We start from the raw sequence: 22,113 nt of genomic DNA on the forward strand, positions 1-22,113 counted from the left end.
GGCGCCGTGGCGCCCCAGGTCAGAGTTGTTCCAAACGGCGGGTGAAATTTTCCATTGCTTTTCGCTTGGCAGAACCGCCCGGATTATCGAAGATGCCGGCTTGCGCATCAGCAGTAACGGCGTTGTCCAGCGCTCTACGGCCGGAGGATACCGGCGCATCGACGGACATGACATCGAGCGACGTGACATAAACGGACGTGACATAGACGGACGTGACATCGACCCAAATGACGTGGAAGCACGTGACACTGAAGCACGTGACCGAGGGGACGGCGCCCAGCAATGACGGACTTTGAAGGCGAATTGCCGCCGTTCGAGATCATGGAGCCGGCCGAATGGCGCGCGCCCATCATCTTCAACTCGCCGCACTCCGGCTCCGTCTATCCCGACGAGTTCCTGCTGGCCTCGCGAATCGACCTGCCGTCGCTGCGACGCTCGGAAGATTCGTTCATGGACGAATTGATCGCCGATCTGCTGGAGCGCGGCTTCCCGGTCGTGCGCGTGCACTTTCCGCGCTGCTATGTCGACGTCAACCGCGAGCCCTATGAGCTCGACCCCCGGATGTTCACCGGGAGGCTGCCGAGCTTCGCCAACACCCGCTCGATGCGGGTCGCGGGCGGCCTCGGCACCATCCCGCGCGTCGTCGGCGACGGCCAGGAGATCTATCGCGACCGGCTGAACGTCGACGAGGCGCTGCACCGGATCGAGACGCTGTACAAACCCTATCACCGCGCCTTGCGCCGGCTGATCAACCGCGTGCACCAGCAGTTCGGCACCGTCGTGCTGGTCGACTGCCATTCGATGCCGTCGGTCGGCGTGTCCCGCGACGAGCCGCGGCGGCCCGACATGGTGATCGGCGATCGCTACGGCACGAGCTGCGCCTCGCTGCTGCCGGACCTGTTCGAGGACGTGCTCGGACGGCTCGGCTACTCGGTCGGCCGCAACAAGCCTTACGCGGGCGGCTTCATCACCGAGCATTACGGCAATCCGGCCTCCGGCCTGCATGCGATCCAGATCGAGCTCAACCGCGCGATCTATATGGACGAGCGCAAGCGCGAGCGCGGCCCGCGCTTCGCCCAGGTCGCCTCCGATCTCGCCGTGCTCGCCGAGGTGCTGGCGACCGTGCCGCTCGGCGACCTCGGACCGTTCCAGGCCGCCGCGGAATAGACGGCGCACGCCGTCTCCTGCGGAGGCGAGGCTTCGCGCGATCGCGTCGGCGCAGGCTCGGCGTAAAAAAAAGGGCCGCTTGAATGACAAGCGGCCCAAGTCTAGGGAGGAAACGCCCAAGGAGGGCAGCGATAACGCAAAGCGCTACCGCACCGCAACAATATGCAGATGCGCTGCACAAAACGCAAGGGTTTTTCGGCTGAACTCCATGCAAAAAACACAGGCCGGGTTGCATTCAGCGCGACCCCGACGGTATTTCATATGAAACGTCAATGGCTTGATCAAAAAGTCTGATCAATCGACGGGCGCCCCGTACCTTTCGGTTTGAGTTTCGATTTGAGAGGGAACATTGGAAACCCGCGTAAGGCGAAGCCGGCGGTGACGGAGCGATATCCAAGGCCACCGCGCCGCTCCATCTCCGGGTGCGCAGCTATGGGCTTTGCGATAGGCATAGCCGCATCATCTGCCATTCCGATTCCCTCATCGAAGGACGCGCCGTGACGGTCATCGATTTCTCCGCCTTCATCGGTCGCCTGGCGACCGCCTCGGGCGAAACCATCCTGCCGTTCTTCCGGACCTCGCTGCTGGTCGACAACAAGAGCAACCGGCACGATTTCGATCCCGTCACCGAGGCCGACCGCGCCGCCGAGGCGGTGATGCGCCGGCTGATCAAGGCGAACTTCCCCCAGCACGGCATCGTCGGCGAGGAGTTCGGCAATGAGCGCGAGGATGCCGATTACGTCTGGGTGCTCGACCCCATCGACGGCACCAAGTCGTTCATCGCGGGCTTTCCGACCTGGGGCACCTTGATCGCGCTGCTGCACAAGGGCACGCCGGTGTTCGGCATGATGCACCAGCCGTTCATTGCCGAGCGCTTCGCCGGCGACAACGGCTCGGCCAACTACAAGAACGCCAGCGGCGAGCGCCGGCTGTCGGTGCGGCGCTGCGAGCGGCTCGAGGACGCGGTGTGCTACACGACGAGCCCGCTGCTGATGAACGAGAGCGATCGCGCGACCTTCGCCAAGGTCGAGGCCGAGACGCGGCTGTCGCGCTATGGCGGCGACTGCTACTCTTATTGCATGCTGGCGGCCGGCCATCTCGATCTCGTCATCGAGACCGAGCTCAAGCCCTACGACATCGCAGCCCTGATCCCGATCATCAACGGCGCCGGCGGCATCGTCACCGACTGGGAAGGTGGCCCGGCGCAGAACGGCGGGCGGATCATCGCCGCGGGCGACAAGCGCGTGCATGAGGCGGCGCTGAAGCGGCTCGCGGGCTAGTCCCCGTAGAACTACGTACTACGCACTTCACCGTGCTGTGTTAACCCCTCATTGAGAGGCCCTGCCTAGCTTTTCAGCAGATGCAATTAAAATGCACATGAAATTCTGCTGAACTGGAAATGCTCGCGATGATGGGTCTGTCGCTCCGCCTGACACACAAGATCATGGCCATCGGCCTGATCGGCGTCGTTGCCCTGGTGACCTTTGGCGCGATCTATTGGGCGGGAAGCACAACCCAGGACGCCTCCCGCGCCCTTGCGGCGCAAGCGCGGGACATCGAGGACCTGAACCAGAAGCTTGCGACCGACCTTCTGGAGGCGCGGCGGGCGGAAAAGGATTTCCTGCTCCGCCACGACCCGAAATACGCCACCCGCCACGCCGAGCTGAGCACAGCCATCCAGCGCGATCTCGACGAGCTCGGCCGCAAGAGCCGCGCCGCCGGCGAGCGGACGATCGTCGACAAGGTCGACGCCGTCAGCAAGGGTGTCGCCGCCTACCGCCAGGAGTTTGCCGAGGTCGAGCGCGGTCAGGTCCGGCTCGGATTGAACGAGACGCTCGGGCTGTCCGGCTCCTTGCGATCAGCCGTGCACGACATCGAGGCCAAGCTCAAGGAGATCGACGATCCCAAGCTGATGAGCGGAATGCTGATGCTGCGGCGGCATGAGAAGGATTTCATGCTGCGTGGCGATGCGAAATACGTCGCGCAGCTCAAAAGCGCCGTCGCCGACTTTTCCAAGGCGCTCGCCGCGACCGATCTCGCCGCCGACATGAAGTCGGATATCGGCCAGAAGCTCGACAGGTACCAGAAGGACTTCCTCGCCTGGTCCGACCAGTTCCAGGAGGCCGCGCGTCACAGCGCCGCGATGTCCAAGACCTTCGCCGAGATCGAGCCCTCGATCGCGGAGATCGGCAAAGCGGTCGCCCAGCAATATGCCGCCGCGCTGGCGGCCAATGTGGACGCCGAGCACGCCGTCAAGCGCGGCATGCTGTGGACGCTCGGGATCGCGCTGATCCTCGTCAGCTGCGTGTCGTTCCTGATCGGCCGCGGCATCTCCCATGCGATTCGCAACATGGCGCAAGCGATGACGCGGCTGGCGGGCGGCGACGCGTCGATCCGGATTCCGGGTGTCGGCCGGCGCGACGAGATCGGCGAGATGGCCGGCGCCGTGGAGATCTTCAAGACCAACATGATCGAGACCGAGCGGCTGCGCGCCGAGCAGGCCATGGTCGAGCAGCGTCAGGCCGCGCAGCGCAAGGCCGACATGGCGGCGCTCGCCGCGAGCTTCGAGGCTGCCGTCGGAGAGATCATCGAGACGGTGTCATCGGCCTCCACCGAGCTCGAGGCGTCGGCGACAACCTTGACGCGGAATGCTCAGCACGGCCAGACCTTGGCGACGACGGTCGCTTCGGCCTCCGAGGAGGCCGCGGCCGGTGTGCAATCCGTGGCGTCGGCGACCGAGCAGCTCTCGGCGTCGGTCGACGAGATCAGCCGCCAGGTGCAGGAATCCGCGCGGATCGCAGGAGAGGCGGTCGGTCAGGCGCGTCGCACCAACGAGCGGGTCAGCGAGTTGTCGCATGCGGCAGCGCGCATCGGCGATGTCGTCGAGCTGATCAACTCCATTGCCGGCCAGACCAACCTGCTCGCGCTGAACGCAACCATTGAGGCCGCGCGCGCCGGCGATGCCGGCCGCGGCTTTGCCGTCGTCGCCTCCGAGGTCAAGGCTCTGGCGGAGCAGACAGCAAAGGCGACCGGGGAGATCGGACAGCAGATCGCAAGCATCCAGTCGGCCACCGCCGAATCCGTCGACGTCATCCGGGAGGTGTCCGGGACGATCGAGCGGCTGTCCCACATCTCCGCGGCCATCGCTGCGGCGATCGAGCAGCAGGGCGCCGCGACGCAGGAGATCTCCCGCAACGTCCAGCACACCGCGCAGGGAACGCAGCGCGTGTCCGACAACATCGTCGAGGTTCAGCAAGGGACCGCGGAAACCGGCTCGGCATCTGCACAGGTACTCTCGGCAGCGCAGTCGCTGTCGGAGGAAAGCAGCCGGCTGAAGCTCGAAGTCGGCCGTTTCCTTGACACCGTCCGCGCCGCCTGACCGCTCACGCAGCGCTCCTGCGCAGGTGCTCGACGAGCAGCCTGGCGGGGCGCGGCAAGGTCTTGAAGCTGCGGGCGCAGATCACCAGCCGGCGATCGGCCCAGGCATCGCGCAGCGCGATCAGGCTGATCGGCATCGACCGCACGCAGCGCCGCGCGGCCGCTTCCGGCACCACGGCGATGCCGATGCCGGCCGCCACCATCTGGCAGATCGCGTCGAAGTCCCGCAGCCGCGCGCGCACATGCTGGCGTATCCCGAGCCGCGCGACGTGACGGCCGATATGGACGTTCAGCGCAGTCCCCTGGGTGAGGCCGATGAAGTCCTGCCCCGCCGTCTCGCTGAAATCGATCTGCCTGCGCCCCGCGAACGGGCTTGGCTTGCCGGCCACCAGGATCAGCCGGTCCTCGCCAAATGCAAAGCGCTCGATCGTCTCGGGCAGCGCGTGCTCCGCCGCGAAGCCGAGATCGGCGCGGCCGGACGCGATGGCTTCGGCGATCTCGGTGCTCTCGCGCTCCTCGACGTCGACATTGATGTCCGGGTTCTCGCGCAGGAAGCTCGCGAGCGCCCGGGGCAGATGCTCGGCCAGCCCGACCGTGTTGGCGAGCAGTTGCACATTGGCGCGCTGGCCGGATGCGAAGCCCGACAGCTCCCCCTGCATGGTCTCGACATTGGCCATGATGATGCGGGCGTGCTCGAGCAGGCTCTCGCCCGCGGCGGTCAGATCGACGCCGCGGCGGCCCCGCTTGAACAGCGCCACGCCGAACGCATCCTCCAGGCCCTTGATGCGGGCGCTGGCGGAGGCCAGCGCCAGATGCGCCCGGTCCGCGCCGCCCGTGATGCTGCGCGCCTCGGCGACGGCAATGAACAGCCTCAGATCCACCAGATCGAAACGCATGCGTCTATGCCTCTGTCCAGACCGAAGGCTATCTCCGTAAGCTCCACATTGTGTCGCGGTCAGCCGTTGGTCAATGTCGCATCATGATCGACCCGCTCCTGATCTTCATTGCCTTCGCCTTGACCTTGGCCGGCTTCGTCAAGGGCGCCCTCGGCCTCGGCCTGCCGACCATCTCGGTGGGGCTGCTCGCGATCGCCATGCCGCCGGGCCGCGCCTTGGCCATCGTCATCGTGCCGGCGGTCATCACCAACATCTGGCAGACCTTCGCCGGCCCTTATCTCCGCGACATCGCCAAGCGTCTCTGGCCGCTGATGGCGGGCACGGCAATCGGCATCTGCCTGAACGCCGGCGCGCTCAGCCACGCCTCGACGCGCTGGGGCAACATCGCGCTCGGCGTGCTGCTCATGCTCTACGCCGTGCTCGGCCTCACCCGCTTCGCCTTCAAGGTCGCGCAACCTCATGAAAAGTGGGTCGGCGGCATCGTCGGACTGATCACCGGCCTGATCTCGGCCGCCACCGGCGTGCAGGTGGTACCGTCGGTGCCGTACATGCAGGCCATCGGGCTGGAGAAGGACGAGCTGGTCCAGGCGCTCGGCGTGTTCTTCACCGTGGCCACCGTCACCCTGGCCTTCAACCTGACGAGCTCCGGCCTGCTCAGCACCGCGACCGCCCTGCCCGGCGCGGTGGCGATGGCTTGCGCCTTTGCCGGCATGTATGCGGGCCAGGCTGCGCGGTCGCGCTTGCCAGCCGAGGCTTTCCGCCGCGTATTCCTCATCGCCATGATCGTGCTCGGGCTCTATCTCGCCGGCAGTGCGATCATCGAGCTGATATGGTGATCAGCGCGCCTCCAGCATCGCGATCCTCACACCGAGATAGACGAACAGCCCGCCGATCGCGCGGTTGAGCCAAAGCAGAGCTGCGGAGGAGCCGCGCACACGACGTGCGGCGCGGGCCGCGACGATGGCGACACCAAGACACCAGATCGTGCCGTTGACGATGAAGATCGTGCCGAGCAGCAGAAAGGCGAGCGGCTTATGCGGCGCGTCGGCTGCGACGAATTGCGGCAGGAAGGCGAGGAAGAACATCGCCACCTTCGGATTGAGAACATTGGTGAGCGCGCCCTGCCAGAACACCTGGCCCAGCGCCACCGGCGGCGTTGCAGCGGCCGCGCTCGTTCCTGAGCCCGCCTGGCGCCGGGCCAGCAGTTGCGTGATGCCGAGATAGACCAGGTAGGCGGCCCCCGCCCATTTCACCACCGCAAACGCCGTTGCCGACGCGGTGAGCAGAGCCGACAGCCCGATCGCGCTGCCGAAGACATGGACGAGGCAGCCCGCGCTGATGCCCAAGGCAGCCGCGGCGCCGCCGCGCCAGCCCATCTGTACGCTCCGGCCGACGATGTAGGCCGTGTCCGGCCCCGGCGTCATATTGAGGAGAAGCCCGGAGACGAGGAAGAGCAGCAGGTCGTGAATGCCGAACATGATTGAACGTTTCCTAACGATATCGGTCTAAATCTCAAGCCATCCTGGTTTTGCCGTCCCGAGTGGCGGCCGACCCTATGACCGCAGGTAGCCAATTGGTTCTGGAAAAGGATTGGATTCGGCCGCCTCAGCCATGGTATGCGCGAGGCGGGAGCACGACGTGATGGAAAGACGCCTCGCTGCCATCCTTTGCGCCGACGTTGCCGGCTATTCGCGCATGATGGGGATCGATGAGGCCGGCACGCACGCCGCCTTCAAGGCCCATCGCGGCGCCATCCACCCGATCATCCTCAATCATGCCGGCCGTATCGTCAAACACACCGGCGACGGCTTCCTGCTGGAGTTCGCGAACGCCGCCAGCGCGATCCAGTTCGGGGTCGAGATGCAATGCCTGATGGCGGAACGCAATGCGCATCTGCCGACCGACCGCAATATGCGCTTTCGTCTCGGCATCCATAGGGGCGAGGTCACGATCGACGATGGCGAGGCCTTCGGCGACGGCATCAATGTCGCCGTCAATCTCGAATCGATCGCCACGCCGGGCGGCGTCGCCATCTCGGGACGCGCCTATGAGGAGGCGAGCCCGCAGCTTCCCGTCAGTCTGACCAACGCCGGAAGCTTCCAATTCAGGAATCTCCAGGAGCCGATCCAGGCGTGGACGTGGGAGCCCGACAGCGATGCCGCGCTTTCGGCGCGCAGAACTGCGGCCAGCGTGCCGCCGCCCTACCGCACGGCGGTCGTCGGCGTGTTGCCGTTCGCCAATCTCGCCGACGGCACCGACGAATATCTCGCCGACGGCCTCGCTGATGACCTGATCCATGCCCTGTCGCTGCAATCATTCTTTCGCGTCCTGAGCCGGACGTCGACGTTTCGCTTCAGGGACCGCGGGATCGACCCTCGGCTGGTCGCCCGCGAGATCGATGCCACCTATCTGATCCAGGGAACGGTGCGGCGCTCACAGCAGAAGATCCGCGTGACGGCCGAGCTGATCGCACCCGAAACCGGCGCACAATTGTGGGCCGGACGGTATGATCGGGACATCGGTGATCTCTTTGCGATGCAGGACGAGATCACCACCAGCCTCTACGCCGCGCTGATGCCCGAGATCTATCGCGCCGAAGCCTCGATTCCCCTGCGTTCGCAGGCGGCCGATCCGACGGCATGGGACCGTTTCCTGCGAGGCCTGTCCCACTACTATCGACCGACCAAGGCCGACTACGAGATTTCGATCACGCTGTTCCGCGAAGCGATCCGGCTCGACCCGACGCTTGGCATCGCGCATGCCTATCTCGCGACCATCCTGATGCAGGGCATCAGCTTCGGCTGGATCAAGGGCTCGCGTGAGCTCTGGGACGAGGCCAAGAGCCTCGCACTCGACAGCGTCCGGCTTGACCCTCGCTTCTCCTACGCCTACGCGATCCTGGCCTTCGTGCACGCCATGCAAGGCGCACACGACGACGGCATGAAAGCGGCGCGCAAGGCGACCGAGCTGAATGCTTACGACATGGGTGCGCGCGGGGTGCTTGGCCTCTGCCACATGGTCATCGGCGAGCATCAGCAGGCGATCGATCAGTTCTCGGTCGCCGCCCAGCGCGGCAACAGCGATCCACGCTATCAATGGCCGGCGCTGAACGCCTACAGCCACTATCTGCTCGGCCGGTATGAGGCGGCGCTGTCCTGGGCGCGCGAGGAGCTGTTCCTCTATCCCAACCATCTGCAGGCAATGACGATCCGGGCCGCGAGCCTGGGCCAGCTCGGCGACCGCGATCAGGCCCGGGACGCCATCGCGGCGCTGGGCGAGCAATATCCGTGGCTGACGTTGGACCGCCACCTCAAGAACATCCGGTGGAAGCAGCGGGCCGATATCGACCACTACCGCGAGGGACTGATCAAAGCGGGGCTGAGCTGAGGCCATCGCGGGATCGATCGCCGAGCTGCCACATGGCCTACACATTGCTTCCGCAAAATCATTGGATTCGAGCAACACTGCCGTGTTATCGCCCTGAGTAGGAGCGAGGAAACGAATGGAGAGACGGCTGGCCGCCATTGTCTGTGCCGATGTGGTCGGTTACTCGCGGATGATGGGCGCCGACGAGGCGGGAACCCATGCCGCCTTCAAGGCCCATCGCGGCGCCATCCATCCGATCATCCTCAATCACGGCGGCCGCATCGTAAAGTACACCGGCGACGGGTTTCTGCTGGAGTTTCCGAGCATCGTCGGCGCCATCGCGGCCGCGGTCGAGCTTCAGAAGCTGATGGCCGAGCGCAATGCTCATCTGCCGGCCGATCGCGTCATGCAGTTCCGCCTCGGCGTGAACATGGGCGATGTCATCTTCGATGAGGACGAGGTGTTCGGCGACGGCGTCAACACCGCGGTGCGACTTGAAGCCGCAGCCCCTCCCGGCGGAATCGCGCTGTCCAACAAGGCCTATCAGGAGGCCTTCAAGCATCTGACGGTCACCTTCGTCGACCGCGGTCCGTTCCGCTTCAAGAACATCGAAGGCACCATCAACGTCTGGACCTGGGACCCGTCCTCGCCGGAAAAGAGCCGCGAGACGCCGCCCGCCACGTCGCTGCCGGCGGAGTACCGGACCGCCATCGTGGGCGTGCTGCCCTTCGCCAATCTCAGCAGCGAGACCGATGAGTACTTCTCGGACGGCCTGGCGGAAGACCTGATCCACGCGCTGTCGCTGCAATCCTTTTTCCGGGTGCTCAGCCGCAATTCGACCTTTGCCTTCAAGCATGCCGGCATGAGCGCCCGCCTGATCGCGCGCGAGATCGATGCGACCTATCTGATCCAGGGCTCGGTGCGGCGCTCCGGCAACAAGATCAGGGTCACCGCCGAGCTGGTCGCCCCCGAGAACGGCGAGCAGATCTGGGCCGGCCGCTACGACCGCGACATCGGCGACCTGTTCGCCGTTCAGGACGACATCACCGCCAATCTCTGCACGGCGCTGATCCCCGAAATCTACCGCGCCGAGGCGGCCGTGCCGGTGCGGTCGTCGACCACGGATCTGACGGCCTGGGACCGTTTCCTGCGCGGATTGTCGCACTACTACCAGCCGACCAAGGTCGACTACCAAAGCTCGATCGCGCTGTTTCGCGACGCGATCAAGATCGACCCGGGCCTCGCGATCGCCCACACCTATCTCGGCACCATCCTGCTGCAGGGCATTCATTTCGGCTGGATCCGGAATTCGCGGGAGCTATGGGACGAGGCGATGGCGCTCGCCGAAGCCGGCGTACGGCTCGATTCCCGCTCGTCCTTCTCCTATTCGCTGCTGGCCTATGTGCACGCCATGCAGGGACGGGTGGAAGCGGGCATGGAGGCGGCACGCAAGGCCCTGCAGCTCAACCCCTATGACATGGGCGCGCGTGGCGTGCTTGGCGTGTGCCATCTCGTCGGCGGCGAACACCGCCAGGCCATCGAGCTGTTCTCGGTGGCGGCGCAGCGTGGCAACAGCGATCCGCGGTACCAGTGGTCGGTGCTCAGCGCCTTCAGCCACTACATGCTCGGCCAGTATGACGCGGCGCTGTCCTGGGCGCGCGAGTCGCACTATCAAAATCCCAACCATCTGCAGTGCCTCGCCATCCGCGCCGCCGCGCTGGCGCAGCTCGGACGGTCGGTCGAGGCAGGCGAGGCCGTCGCCGCGCTGCTCAGTCAGCATCCGTGGATGACGATCGACCGGCTTCTGAGCAACATCCGCTGGCGTAATCCTGCTGATATTGCTCATTATCGCGACGGCCTCGTCAAAGCCGGCGTGCCGCTCACCAAGCTGACCCTGGTCGACACCAAGGCGAAATACGCGGGCGAATAACGTAATCTCGACTTGAGGTTGACACGGCGGCGGGTTACGCCATCATTCATAATTGCATTGTAACGTTCAGACGCTGAGGGCTTTCGCCCTTCCGCGGCGCAATTCGGCGCCGACCTTGTTTGTTTGCGTGCCGTTTGTTTGCGTGCCCGTTTTCATCACTCAGGTGCTTTTCAAGGATGTCGCACGATGCAAGAAGACAGCGCCCGCGTCCGTGACGCCCTTCCGGGACAAGTCCCCGTCTCGCCCGACAATCCCTGCCCCTTCCTGCGCGCGCTCGTCGCCGGCGGCTTCGTCGAGGGGCACAGCGTCCCGCTGAGGACGATCGGTGATCGGGTCGAGGCGGCCAGCGGCGAGACCGGTTTCAAGAAGCGCATCGTCGGCATCGAGACCTTCGGCGTCGCGCTGATTGCCAACGGCCTCTCGCCGCTGCGGCTGCTGAGAAGCCTGTTCTCCGGCGCCGATCTCGATGAGCTGCGCAACGGCCCGCTCGACAAGCATGGCGGCGGCTCGCGCATCCTCGATGCCGAGGCCAAGGTCCACCCCGAGGAGATCGATCGGTTCGCGAGCTTCGGCAGCGACTATCCCGATCCGAATGGCGGCACCGAGCGCGGCTTGAACGCGGCGCAGATCCAGACCTTCATGAAGGCCAATCTGCAGCGCGACGGCGACCAGGCGCGCTGGTATTTCCCGATCCTGATGCAGGGCGAATGGCCGGTGCTGCTGAACATCCTCGGCAAGGGCGAGGGCGACGGCCGCTATCTGTCGGTCGCCGAGGTCCGCACCCTGTTCGTCGAGCGCCGCTTTCCGCAACGCATCGTCTCGCGCCTGATGGCCAAGCCTAAGCCCGCCAACATCATCTGGCGGATCGGCAAGGCAGTCGTCGGCACGGCGCTGCTGGCTGCCCTCGCGGTGCTGCTGACCTGGATGGCCGCCCCCGATGCAGTCAGCGACAAGCTGAGCGCCATCCTGCCGAAGAAGGCTGCAGCCCTGATCCCGCCGGCGCTGCCGGAGGTCGAGCCGACCAAGGCCGCCTACTGGCTCGACCAGGGCTGGACCACCAAGGACCGGCACTGGTTCCACCATGTCACCCAGGGGACGGCGACCTTCCCGATCCCCTACGCCTGGTTCATGGCGATGGAGCAGCCTTATTTGTCGCTGTTCGGCACGCCCGGCCTGATCTCCGACAGCGCCTATCTCGAACGCTTCGGCTTCATCCCCAGCCCGAAGAGCGTCGACGGTGATCCCAGCGCGCTTCGCGCGTTCGGCTATGCGGCCACGACGGCTGCCAAGACTGACATCGCGCCCGCCCTTCCCGCCACCTTGAAGCCAACGCCGGCCGGCAATGAAGGCGGCCTGCCGGTCGGCTTCGCCCGGCTCTCCGGCGCGACCGATCCCGCCACGGGCGCCGCCCAGTCGGACAAGATCGGCCTGACCTGCGCGGCCTGTCATACCGGCAGCATCCACTACAAAGGCGTCAGTGTGCGCTTCGACGGCGGGCCGGGGATGGTCGACCTGCGCAAGCTCGAAGAAGCCATGGGCTTTGCGATGATCTTCACGCAATATGTGCCCGGCCGCTTCTCGCGCTTTGCCGACCGAGTGCTCGGGCCGAATGCTTCGGACGCCGATCGCGATGCCCTGAGGAAGGGGCTGAAGGCGGCGACCGACTTCGCGCTCAACATGCAGGCCAAGAACTACCAGACCGCGATCGAGGCGAAGGGCCAGACCGAGACCGAGGAAGGCTTTGGCCGGCTCGATGCGCTGAACCGGATCGGCAACCAGGTGTTCTATCTCGACATGGCCGTCAGCGGTCTGCCGAACATGCTCGGCAACCAGGAGGCCATCGACGCGCCGGTGTCCTACCCGCCGATCTGGACGGTGCCCTGGTTCTCCTGGGCGCAGTATGACGGCTCGATCTCGCAGCCGCTGATCCGCAATGCCGGCGAGGCGCTCGGCGTGTCCGCGCAGATCAACTTCTCGCCGGAGACGGCGAGCGACAAGCTCTGGCGGTCGACGATGGCGATCGAGAATCTCGTCCATATCGAGGACATGCTGCGCGGCCCCGATCCGTTCGCGACCACCTCGCCGGCCTTCGGTGGACTGACCTCGCCGAAATGGCCCGAGAAGCTGTTCGCCGGCGACGATGCCTGGAAAGTCGATCCGGCCCGCGTCGAGCGCGGCCGCAAGATCTACGCGACGATCTGCGTCGAATGTCACCTCGGCCCGGTTGCCGATCCCGTGTTCGACAAGACCTATCCGGACAAGAGCTTCTGGAAGATCAAGCCGGCCGATGACTGGGAGACCAAGGGCTGGAACGCGAAGGGGCCGATCCTCGATCTCGTGCAGAAGCCGGTCGAAGTGATGCAGACCGATCCCGGACAGGCCAGCATTCTCGCCACTCGAAAGGTCACGGTGCCGGGCTTCCTCAATGTCGATCCGGCCAAGGACCTGAAGGGCTGCCAACTGCCGCAGGGCTCGACCACTGAGATGTCGTATGCGCTGGCGCTGATGGCCGTCGTGCAACGCGCCAGCGACAAATGGATGGAAGACCGCAAGCTCTCCCCGGCCGAGCAGGCGGCGCTGTGGGGGGATCGCCCGAACTGTCCCAATCCCGCCGGCAAGACCTATCGCGCGCGCCCGCTCAACGGCGTCTGGTCGACCGCGCCCTATCTGCACAATGGCTCGGTGCCGTCGCTGTACTGGCTGCTGACGCCGGCGGCCGAGCGGCCGACCTCGTTCTGCCAGGGCGCCCGCGACTATGACCCCAAGCATGTCGGCTTCGACGTCGCGAAGGGCGGCGAGACGGCCTGTAAGGTCGGGCAATCCCTGTTCGCCACCAAGGACGGCAGCGGCAAGCCGATCAAGGGCAACAGCACGCTCGGCCATTCCTTCGAGGGGCCGACCAAGCCCAATCCCAAGGACTATCCGAACGGCGTCATCGGCGGCGCTTTCTCCGAGGAGGAGCGCTGGGACCTGATCGAGTACCTGAAGACGCTGTGAGCCCATCAGGCGACGCGCCTTGCCGATGGCGAGGCGCGCCGCCGCTGTCATGCAGCCCTCCATTCGCCGGGGCCGACGCAGCGCCGGATCGCTCCCTGCTCGCCGAGGGAATGCAGCATCACCCAGCCATTGACGACGAGATCGCGCACGCCCTGATGGCGCAGCATCACCTCGTCCATCGCGCTCTCCGGCGCGGCGATGAAGACGTTCAGCCGGACCGGCTCGTGAATGAAGCGGCTGCCGTCATGCACCGACTGCCATGGCAGGCCGACGCGGAGATCGCCGGCATTGCCTTCGAGCACGCCGAGCTGGCCGACGATGTTGTGCAGCACCTTGTTGCCGCTGCCGAAGGCCGCGTTGTTCACGGTCGAGCCGTAGTATTGCAGATTGATCCAGCTCGCGACCACCATCGGCGCCGTCATGATCAGCTCGAGCGTCCGGTAGCCGTCGTCACGCGCCGCCTCGTAGGAGTGCAGGAAGGCGCGGCCGCCGAGATCGAGCCCACGGGTGAAGGTCCGCGGCGCGGCGATGAAGGCGGTGTTGCCGGCGAGCCCCCATTCCGGGCGCACCTGCGACCAGTCGCGGCTGCGTGCGATCACGGCGTCGTCGACATCGGACTTGTCGCGGATGCCGAGCAGCGCGCTGCGCTCGAGCCGCGCCAACCGGCCTGCCTCCGTCAGTCGCGCCTTCAGCCGCGCGAGATCCTGCGCGAGCGCCGCCGGGACGTCGTCCTCGTCGAACAAGGTCACCGCGTCGGTGGTGGTGTCGTGCAGCGCGCCGAAGAACCAGCAATCGGCGGGGATGTCGATTCCCTTGGCCCGCAGCCCCTCGCGCACCCGCCAGTCGTTGAGCACGGCCGCCGCGACCCGCGCGTTCGCCTCACCCGTGTGGCCGCCGCAGGCGCCGCAATCGAGCCCTGAAGCGTGCGGGTTGTTGACGGTGGTGCTGCCATGGCCGGCGAGCAGCACCAGCCGCGCGAACGGCCCGGTCATCGACATCGCCTTCAACACTGCCTCCGCCATCGCGACCCGCTGCGGATCGGTGAAGCCGGTGGCCCGTCCGCCGAGCTCACCCGGCACGAGTCGCGGCTGGACACGCGCGGCGATCTCGGGATCGAGACCATCGACCACCGGTGACGGCACCGGCCGTGTCACGCCCGCGCTGTCGGTCGCGATCTTGGCGGCAAAGCCGAGGCCGGCGGTCTCGACGAAGGAGAACGACGACACGGCCGAGACCTTGAACGACTTCCACGCCTTGGCCGCCCGCCGCCGCAACAGCCGCAGCCCGAGCACCTCGGCCTGCTCCACGTCATCGGCGTCTTTCACCGCCTCGCAGACGATGAAGGCTGGTTTCAGCAGCACCGGACATTGCGCGCCGCCCCGGCTGTGGCCGATCGGAACGTATTCGATCGGGAAGCCGAAGAATCCGGCGAAGCCGATGGTCTCGGCTTCCGGATACGCAGTCTCCAGCGCCCGCCGGAAAATCTCCGAGCGCACGTCGATGCAGAACGCCGCCTGCACCGGCGGCCGTGCCGGCAGCCGCGTCACCGCCGCCTGGGTGCCGTGCTTGGCGAGCCGGGCAACGAGCTTGCTCCGGATCGCGATCTCATAGGCCTCGTGCAGGACCAGATCGATCGCGAGCTCCGGTGTCTCTTCGAGCCGCTGATCGGCCGGCAGCTTCGCCGCTTCCGCCATCGCCTGCGCCCAGGCCGCCTTGAAGGCGTCGTCGGTGCGTTCCTGATACAGCGCGTAGCCCCAGGCGAGCCGGATCGCCAGCAGCTCCAGCAGCGTGTCGTCCCGCAGGCCGTCGAGGCCGGCGCTCCAGCCGATGTAGCGCGCATAGGCCGACCAGCCGCCGAGATCGAACAGCGCTCGCACCAGATAGTCCTCGACCGCGCGCGCGGGGATGCCGAGCCTATCGACGATCAGGCCGATCGCCTGCACGGGATCGGCAGGCAGCTCGGCAACAGCCTTGCGGAATCCGGTGAGCCCCATCACCTGCGGATTGCGGTCATAGGCCGCAATTGCCCGCCACGCGGCGTACGGCTTCAGCTTGCGCACCGGGCTCGGCCAGCTCGCCTGGCCCTCATCGAAATAGGTGGCGCAGAACGCCGAGATCTCGTCGATCATGAAGGCGACCAGCGAGACGTAGCGATCCCCCTGGGCGAGCCGGTCGAGCACCTCGGCCACTGTTGCCACCACCGCGGGCGGCGACGACGGCGCGGCCTCGGCGCGGGCCTTCTGCTTGAGCGCCTCGACATCGAGCCCCGTCGAGGGATGAAGCGCGAGCGCCCGCGCCAGCGCGGCATCGTCGATCCGGCCGTCATCGAGCGCCTGCCGATAATAGGCGCGCGGCATCAGCATCCGCGTCCGTACCACGCGCTCGAACGTCGCGGCCGTGGCGGCGAAGCTCTGCGAGGTGAAGCCGAGGAACGGATTGACGGCGACGAAGTGCTTCAGCGGCCACAGCGGCGCGATCCGCTGGCAGGCGCTGTCGATACGAGCCATCAGCGCGGCCTCGGCGGAGGTGTCGATCGGGTCGGTCATGGACATGGCAAGGGCAGCGTGGGTCATCTTGATCTCCGGCTCACGGCTTGGACGGAAGGTGCGAGGTCGAGCTTCGCGGCCACACCGTCAGCACGAGGCGGTTGGCGAGGGTGTTGAGATAGAGGCCGTTGCGCAGGTGGACGTAGGCTGCGATCCAGAACGGCGCGTCGGCGCGGCGCATCATCTGGTTCTGGAACACGGTCACCGCCGCGAACGACACCACCACCGCCGCCGCGATCAGCATCGGCACGATGCCATCCACGGGGCGCGATGCGGGGATGCTGCCGCCGACCAGCCAGGCCGTGCCGGCCTGCAGCGCAAAGTACACGATCGCAACGCCGGCTGCGGTGACCGCGGCGCGGGCGATGACGAAGGCGTTCGGCCGCTCGTCGATCGCGTTGGCCATCAGGTGCACCAGCCCCATCAGCAGCACCGAGCCGAGCGCGATCTGCGCCGGGTTGGTGCGGAGCGTCATGCCGAAGGCGAGCCCGGTCAGCAGTGCGAGACCGATCACCGCGACCAGCGCCAGGATCAGCCGCGCCGCATGCGGCTGGCCGCCGGGGCTCGGCGTCCACGACGCCCGGGCGAGGTCGATGATGCTGCCCGACGACAGGAAGGCATGCGCCTTGTAGAGCGAGTGCGCCACGATGTGCAGCAGCGCCGCCGAGAAGGCGCCGAGCCCGCATTGCAGCAGCATGAAGCCCATCTGCGCCACGGTCGAATAGGCGAGCTGCACCTTGACCGAGGTCTGCGTCAGCATCACCAGCGAGCCGAACAGCGCAGTGGCGCCGCCGACGACCGCGAGCACGTCGAGCGCCGGCGTCGCCAGCAGCAGCACGTCGCTGAGCCGGAGCACCAGGAAGCCGCCGGCATTGATGATGCCGGCATGCAGCAGCGCCGACACGGGTGTCGGTGTCTCCATCACCTCGATCAGCCAGCCATGCAGCGGCAGTTGCGCGGATTTCAGCATCGCGGTCGCGACGATCAGGAGCGCTGCGATGGTGACGATCGCCGAGCCTGCGCCCTCGCCCGCCCGGGCCTGCGCAGCGAGGCCTGCGATCTCCAGCGTGCCGAACCGGATGTAGAGCAGCAGCGCAGCCGTCGCGAGGAAGGCGTCTCCGAGCCGGCTCGCGACGAACTTCTTGCGCGAGGCGCGGATCGCGGCTGGCCTCGTCTCGTAGAACAGCAGCAGCTTTCCGAGCGACAGGCTGGTCGCGACCCAGGCCGCGAACAGCAGCACCACATTGCCCGCGATCGGCAGCATCAGCACCGCGGCGAGCGTCAGCAGCAGCCAGCGCGTGAACCGGACCTGGCCGGGATCGCCGTCGAGATAGTTGCGGCTGTAGCGCACGACGACCAGGCCGATGAAGCTCACCAGCACGGAGAGGATCGCAGCCAATGCGTCGAGCTGCAGCGACAGGCCGAGCCCGTACGCGCCGAGCAGCGGCGTCCGCCCTGCCCCGAGCACGGCTGCAGCGAGGCTCGCCGTCGCGGCGAAGCCGAAGGCAATCGCAGCGGCGGCGATGGCGCGGCTGGCGACGGCGCGGGCGTCGGCTTTCGTGCCCAGCAGGGCGGCGAGGGCGAGCGTGAGCGGCGCGAGCGCCGCGAGGCAGGGCAGGATCTGGGTCATGGCGGCTCGGAGGGTTGATCAAATGAGACGATGGCCCCCTCGTCTTACCGGCCCCGAAGCCTTCTTAAAATTTCAATCATTGAACCTGATCGTTAGAAAATATAGAACGATCGCCATGCCCCATCTGAACTACCATCACCTGCGCTATTTCTGGATCATCGCCAGCGAAGGCAGCATGAGCCGCGCCGCGCAGCGGCTCAACGTCTCGCCCTCCTCGTTGTCGGTACAGGTCAAGGCGCTGGAGGATCAGCTCGGCCAGAAGCTGTTCGAGCGCACCGGCCGCTCGCTGCAGCTGACGGAAGCCGGGCGGATCGCGCTCGACTATGCCGGCAGCGTGTTCAAGTCCGGCCATGAGCTGATCGAAACCTTGTCGGGCCTGCGCCCGGGACGGCAGCTGCTGCGGGTTGGGGCTGCAGCGAACCTGTCGCGCAACTTCCAGATCGCGTTCCTCAAGCCGCTGATCGGACGCGGCGATGTCGAGCTGATCATCCGTACCGGCCAGTTCGCCGATCTGCTGGAGCAGCTCGATGCGCACAAGCTCGATCTCGTGCTCGCCAACCATCCGGCCGCGCCGGACATGCGCAGCAATTTCGACAACACGCTGATCGACGAGCAGCGCGTCAGCCTGGTCAGCCGCAAGCCTACAAAGGCGGCCCGCTTCCGCTTTCCGCAGGATCTGGCGACGACGCCGGTGATCCTGCCCGGCCGCGGCAGCGCGTTGCGCTCAGCCTTCGATGCGCTGGTCGGCTCCAGCGGCATCCGCCCGATCATCGCCGCCGAGGTCGACGACATGGCGATGCTGCGCCTGATGGCGCGGGAGAGCGGCAGCGTCACCCTGGTGCCGTCGATCGTCGTCATCGACGAGCTGCGCACCGGCGTGCTGGTCGAGCGCGCGCGGCTCGGCGCGCTGAAGGAGCAGTTCTTCGCCGTGAGCCAGCAGCGCCGCTACCCCAACCCGCTGGTCGCCGAGCTGATCGGCTCGCGCGGCAGGACGGCGGGGTGACGCCATACGAGTCGCAGCGGTGTGCGCTGCCAGATCCAGCGCCCTCTCCCCCCAAGGCGAAGCGAAGCTTCGCCAGGGCGGGAGAGGGCACAGTCATGTGCACCGCGCTTATTCTCCAGAAGCAGTCGCTGCCGTGATGAACCTAATAGCGGGTAGGGTGGGCAAAGGCGCGCTCGCGAGGTCACGGCGTCATACGCAACTCTGTCGCGCGACGTGCCCACCGCGTCGATCCGAGATCAAGATGGTGGGCATGACGCTCCGCGCTCTCGCGGCGGCATCCGTCCGAGCTATGCGCATCTTCACTTGGGCGATGCGACGGCGACGGGGCCGTCACCCCTCGCGCATGAGAGGCATGTCATCATCGTTAGGTGGGCGATGACCGCAGCCGGGCCTGGATGGCCATCGGCGGGCGAGCCGCCTGTGAGGCGGCTCAGGCGACCGGCTCCCAACTCTGTCGAACCGGGAGCGGGCCAAATCGTGTGGGCAGCCCGATCAGAACATGCCGGGAGGGCTGACGTCGATCCCGCGCTGAACGAGCACCAGCGAGGCGACCACGCCGGTCAACGCGAACATCGTCACCAGGCCGAAGCCGGAATTGAGAGCATGAGGGCCAAGCAGCTTGCGCGCAATCATCTTCAACATGAACGTCTCCTCCAGAATGTCTTGAATGCGCTTCACTACAGCGACGGCGCGTTACCGGCGAGTTTCCAGACACAGGGAGATCGGCACGTAGTGAACGCATGGTTGAGCGGGCCGCGCAGCCGGCGTGAAGCCCGCTTAACTGTGACCGGCGCGATCTAATTACTTCGCTGGAAGCACGGAACGTCGCACTAATAAGTTGCGCGACCCTGCAACCTCTCGCTGGGCGGAGCACTGCCTCCCGGGCAGGAGACCAACGACTCGAAGGCGAATGATCGGACGACCATTACCAGGACGTGCAGAAGATGGCGCCGGCAGATCGGAAGCCGGTTGCGACGCGAGCCACTTCGCACGCCGGCCATCGATCACTGCCGATGACGACGTCCGTCCTCGAACTAATAGAATGGGATCGGGCTCACCGCGCCGCCTGCGGGAGCAATGTCGGCGGATGCGGCGCCACCGGCAAAACGATCCCCGGGGCTCATTGGGTGGCGGGCCGTTTCATCGTCCGGGCACATGGCGCGCGCGGATCTCGAGTCGTGGCATCTGTCGTGCCCGCCTCGACGATGGCTCAGCAGCGAACCGAGGTTGTAGTTGACAGACGAAGACAACAACGCGATCAGTCGACAGCGGCTGAAGCGCGTCAGAATCGCGGGAACAAAAGTTCCACACGGTAGTTCGGGTTCCGCCGCGGCAGGCAGCTTTCCTCGCAAAAGCAGATGTGACGACGCCCGCGGCTGGAGCGTTGAACCGCGCAAGCGGGGAGGAGATGGCGTGTTTCCTGGGGCATTGCGGATCGCGAGAAAATCCCGGACGATCCGGTTCGGGACTTGGCCGATCTCGGCCTACCTCCTCATTCTCGCGCTCGCGACTGCCGTTCCGATCACCGCCTGCGCCGCGTTCCTCGCCTATCACTTCGTCGCGGAATCCTCGCAGTATCGCAAGGTCGAGTATGAGGACAGGCTGCGGCTGATGCGCAATGCGACCGAGCTGCGCCTCGCCAACATCATCGAGGATCTTCAGATCCTGGCGCTGTCGCCGCTGCTTGCGGAAGGCCGCTACGAGGAATTCAGGGATCACGCGATCGACGCCGTGAAGCTGATCGGGGGCGTGGCGATCGCGTTGTATCAGCCTGACGGGCAACAGCTCGTCAACACCCGGCTGGAGCCGGGAACACCGCTGCCGAAGCGCGTCGCCTTCGATGCCGAGCGCCGCGCGATCGAGACCGGCCGTCCGCAAGTCTCGGGCCTGCAGAGGGCGGTGGTCGATGGCCAAGCCATCGTCACGATCGCCGTGCCGGTGCGGATCGCCGGAGAGATCCGCTACGCCCTGAACGTCGGACTGTCGCCGCGCTATCTGTCGACCTTGATGGACGACTACGTGTCGGGGAATCTCGTCGGCAGCATCATCGACCAGCAAGGGCTGCTGCTCGCGCGGCGGCCGCTGCTGGGTGACGACGATCTGATCGGTCAGCCCACGATCCCGGAAGTCGGAGGTCACATCGGACAGGCCGCAGCCTGGTGGATCAAGGCGGTCTCGCGATCCGGCATCCCGACCTACACGTCGCTGCTGCGCTCCGAGCAGAGCGGCTGGACGGTCAATCTCGCTCTGCCGCGCGATGCGATCGATGGCCCCTTGCATCGGACGATCGGCTGGATCGTGGCGCTCACCGTCTTCACATTTGCGCTCGGCATGGTGCTCGCTCGCCTGCTCGCGCATCGCTTTGTCGCCGAGTTCGCTGATCTCGAGCGCTACGTCTCGGGGCTGCAGGCCGGCGCCGTGGCGCCCCGGATGAGGCGGATCGCCGAAGTCAATCGCATGAAGCACGTGCTCTACGAGGTGGGCGGCGAGCTCGCGGGCGCCCTGCGCCAGCAGCGCGACCTGCTCGACGAGATCAATCACCGCGTCAAGAATACGCTGGGGACCGTGCAATCCATCGCGCGCCTGTCACGCGCGAGCGCCGTGGATGTCGAGCATTATGTCGCTGCATTCGAGGCGCGCATCCTTGCGCTCTCCGAGGCCTATAATCTGTTGACCGAGAACAACTGGGTCGGCGCCGACGTCACGGCCATCGTCGACCGCACGCTGGCGCCCTATGCCGGCCCCGACCGCCTCACCATCAGCGGCCCCCGCCTGCTGCTGCCGCCCAAGCTGACGCTCGCGCTCTCGGCCGCGATCCAGGAGCTCAGCACCAACGCCGCCAAATACGGCGCCTTCTCGACGCCCGCGGGCAAGCTCGACATCGCCTGGACCGTTCAGGAGAGCGGCATGGTCCGGCTGGTCTGGATCGAACGCGACGGGCCGCTGGTGCGCAAGCCCACGCGGCGCGGCTTCGGCACCAAGATGATCACGCGGATGTTCGGCTCGGAGACCGGCTGGTCCGTCACGCTCGACTTCGATCCGGGCGGCCTGCGCTGCGCGATGCAGTTCGGGGTGCAGGAGGAGCACACCGGTGAGCCGCGGTTGACCGCCTGAGTTCCGCGTTCCGCGCAGATCCTTTGCCCCCTGAGCGGGCCTATGACCGGCCCTGGTCTCAGTGGGGTGCGCACGCGGCCTGAGCG

The 22,113-nt window shown here is 66.4% G+C and carries 15 protein-coding genes; 9 read left to right on the top strand and 6 right to left on the bottom strand.

The window, feature by feature from the left end:
• Positions 1 to 19: 19 nt before the first annotated feature.
• The gene (locus tag ACVILH_RS02670) at positions 20 to 283 is read right to left on the bottom strand and encodes a hypothetical protein (protein ID WP_456711491.1); all 264 of its coding nucleotides are present in this window, start codon (positions 281 to 283) and stop codon (positions 20 to 22) included.
• Here ACVILH_RS02670 and ACVILH_RS02675 point away from each other — a divergent pair.
• The 3 genes from ACVILH_RS02675 (at position 283) to ACVILH_RS02685 (ending at position 4,546) form a co-directional block, all read left to right on the top strand.
• Positions 283 to 1,167 carry an N-formylglutamate amidohydrolase gene (locus tag ACVILH_RS02675; protein WP_006610089.1) on the top strand — a complete coding sequence of 295 codons (885 nt, stop codon included), beginning with the start codon at positions 283 to 285 and terminating at the stop codon, positions 1,165 to 1,167. The two genes, ACVILH_RS02670 and ACVILH_RS02675, sit on opposite strands and share 1 nt — an antisense overlap.
• Before the next feature lie 497 nt (positions 1,168 to 1,664).
• Positions 1,665 to 2,447 (top strand): histidinol-phosphatase, encoded by a 783-nt coding sequence (hisN, locus tag ACVILH_RS02680; protein WP_456711492.1) that lies wholly within the window; start codon positions 1,665 to 1,667, stop codon positions 2,445 to 2,447.
• Between the two features lie 128 nt (positions 2,448 to 2,575).
• Positions 2,576 to 4,546 carry a methyl-accepting chemotaxis protein gene (locus ACVILH_RS02685; RefSeq protein WP_456711493.1) on the top strand — a complete coding sequence of 657 codons (1,971 nt, stop codon included), beginning with the start codon at positions 2,576 to 2,578 and terminating at the stop codon, positions 4,544 to 4,546.
• 4 nt (positions 4,547 to 4,550) lie between these two features.
• Here ACVILH_RS02685 and ACVILH_RS02690 read toward each other — a convergent pair whose 3' ends face one another.
• Positions 4,551 to 5,441 carry a LysR family transcriptional regulator gene (locus tag ACVILH_RS02690; RefSeq protein ID WP_456711494.1) on the bottom strand — a complete coding sequence of 297 codons (891 nt, stop codon included), beginning with the start codon at positions 5,439 to 5,441 and terminating at the stop codon, positions 4,551 to 4,553.
• Between the two features lie 83 nt (positions 5,442 to 5,524).
• Here ACVILH_RS02690 and ACVILH_RS02695 point away from each other — a divergent pair, with 83 nt between their 5' ends.
• Positions 5,525 to 6,277 (top strand): sulfite exporter TauE/SafE family protein, encoded by a 753-nt coding sequence (locus tag ACVILH_RS02695; protein ID WP_456711495.1) that lies wholly within the window; start codon positions 5,525 to 5,527, stop codon positions 6,275 to 6,277.
• Here ACVILH_RS02695 and ACVILH_RS02700 read toward each other — a convergent pair whose 3' ends face one another.
• Positions 6,278 to 6,919 carry a LysE family translocator gene (locus ACVILH_RS02700; RefSeq protein WP_456711496.1) on the bottom strand — a complete coding sequence of 214 codons (642 nt, stop codon included), beginning with the start codon at positions 6,917 to 6,919 and terminating at the stop codon, positions 6,278 to 6,280.
• Between the two features lie 163 nt (positions 6,920 to 7,082).
• On the opposite strand from ACVILH_RS02700, the gene ACVILH_RS02705 reads away from it, so the two are divergent.
• From ACVILH_RS02705 to ACVILH_RS02715, 3 genes are all read left to right on the top strand, one after another.
• The gene (locus ACVILH_RS02705) at positions 7,083 to 8,828 is read left to right on the top strand and encodes an adenylate/guanylate cyclase domain-containing protein (RefSeq protein ID WP_456716858.1); all 1,746 of its coding nucleotides are present in this window, start codon (positions 7,083 to 7,085) and stop codon (positions 8,826 to 8,828) included.
• A gap of 115 nt (positions 8,829 to 8,943) precedes the next feature.
• Positions 8,944 to 10,737, top strand: coding sequence for an adenylate/guanylate cyclase domain-containing protein (locus tag ACVILH_RS02710; protein WP_456711497.1), 1,794 nt, complete (start codon positions 8,944 to 8,946; stop codon positions 10,735 to 10,737).
• Positions 10,738 to 10,923: 186 nt separating this feature from the next.
• Positions 10,924 to 13,734 carry a di-heme-cytochrome C peroxidase gene (locus ACVILH_RS02715; protein ID WP_456711498.1) on the top strand — a complete coding sequence of 937 codons (2,811 nt, stop codon included), beginning with the start codon at positions 10,924 to 10,926 and terminating at the stop codon, positions 13,732 to 13,734.
• 47 nt (positions 13,735 to 13,781) lie between these two features.
• Here the strand turns inward: ACVILH_RS02715 and ACVILH_RS02720 are convergent, their stop codons facing one another.
• Together ACVILH_RS02720 and ACVILH_RS02725 are read right to left on the bottom strand one after the other, a co-directional pair.
• Entirely contained in the window at positions 13,782 to 16,307 is a 2,526-nt protein-coding gene (locus ACVILH_RS02720; protein WP_456711499.1) for a YbcC family protein, read from the bottom strand.
• Between the two features lie 13 nt (positions 16,308 to 16,320).
• On the bottom strand, positions 16,321 to 17,910 hold the full coding sequence (locus ACVILH_RS02725) for an NADH-quinone oxidoreductase subunit L (protein WP_456711500.1): 1,590 nt from the start codon (positions 17,908 to 17,910) through the stop codon (positions 16,321 to 16,323).
• 115 nt (positions 17,911 to 18,025) lie between these two features.
• On the opposite strand from ACVILH_RS02725, the gene ACVILH_RS02730 reads away from it, so the two are divergent.
• Entirely contained in the window at positions 18,026 to 18,913 is an 888-nt protein-coding gene (locus tag ACVILH_RS02730; RefSeq protein WP_456711501.1) for a LysR family transcriptional regulator, read from the top strand.
• A 492-nt stretch (positions 18,914 to 19,405) separates the two neighbouring features.
• Here ACVILH_RS02730 and ACVILH_RS02735 read toward each other — a convergent pair whose 3' ends face one another.
• On the bottom strand, positions 19,406 to 19,555 hold the full coding sequence (locus ACVILH_RS02735) for a hypothetical protein (RefSeq protein ID WP_006610101.1): 150 nt from the start codon (positions 19,553 to 19,555) through the stop codon (positions 19,406 to 19,408).
• Between the two features lie 771 nt (positions 19,556 to 20,326).
• Between ACVILH_RS02735 and ACVILH_RS02740 the strand changes: the two genes are divergently transcribed.
• Positions 20,327 to 22,027 (top strand): sensor histidine kinase, encoded by a 1,701-nt coding sequence (locus ACVILH_RS02740; protein WP_456711502.1) that lies wholly within the window; start codon positions 20,327 to 20,329, stop codon positions 22,025 to 22,027.
• The last annotated feature ends 86 nt before the right edge of the window (positions 22,028 to 22,113 follow it).

Source organism: Bradyrhizobium sp. USDA 4353 (assembly GCF_054063215.1).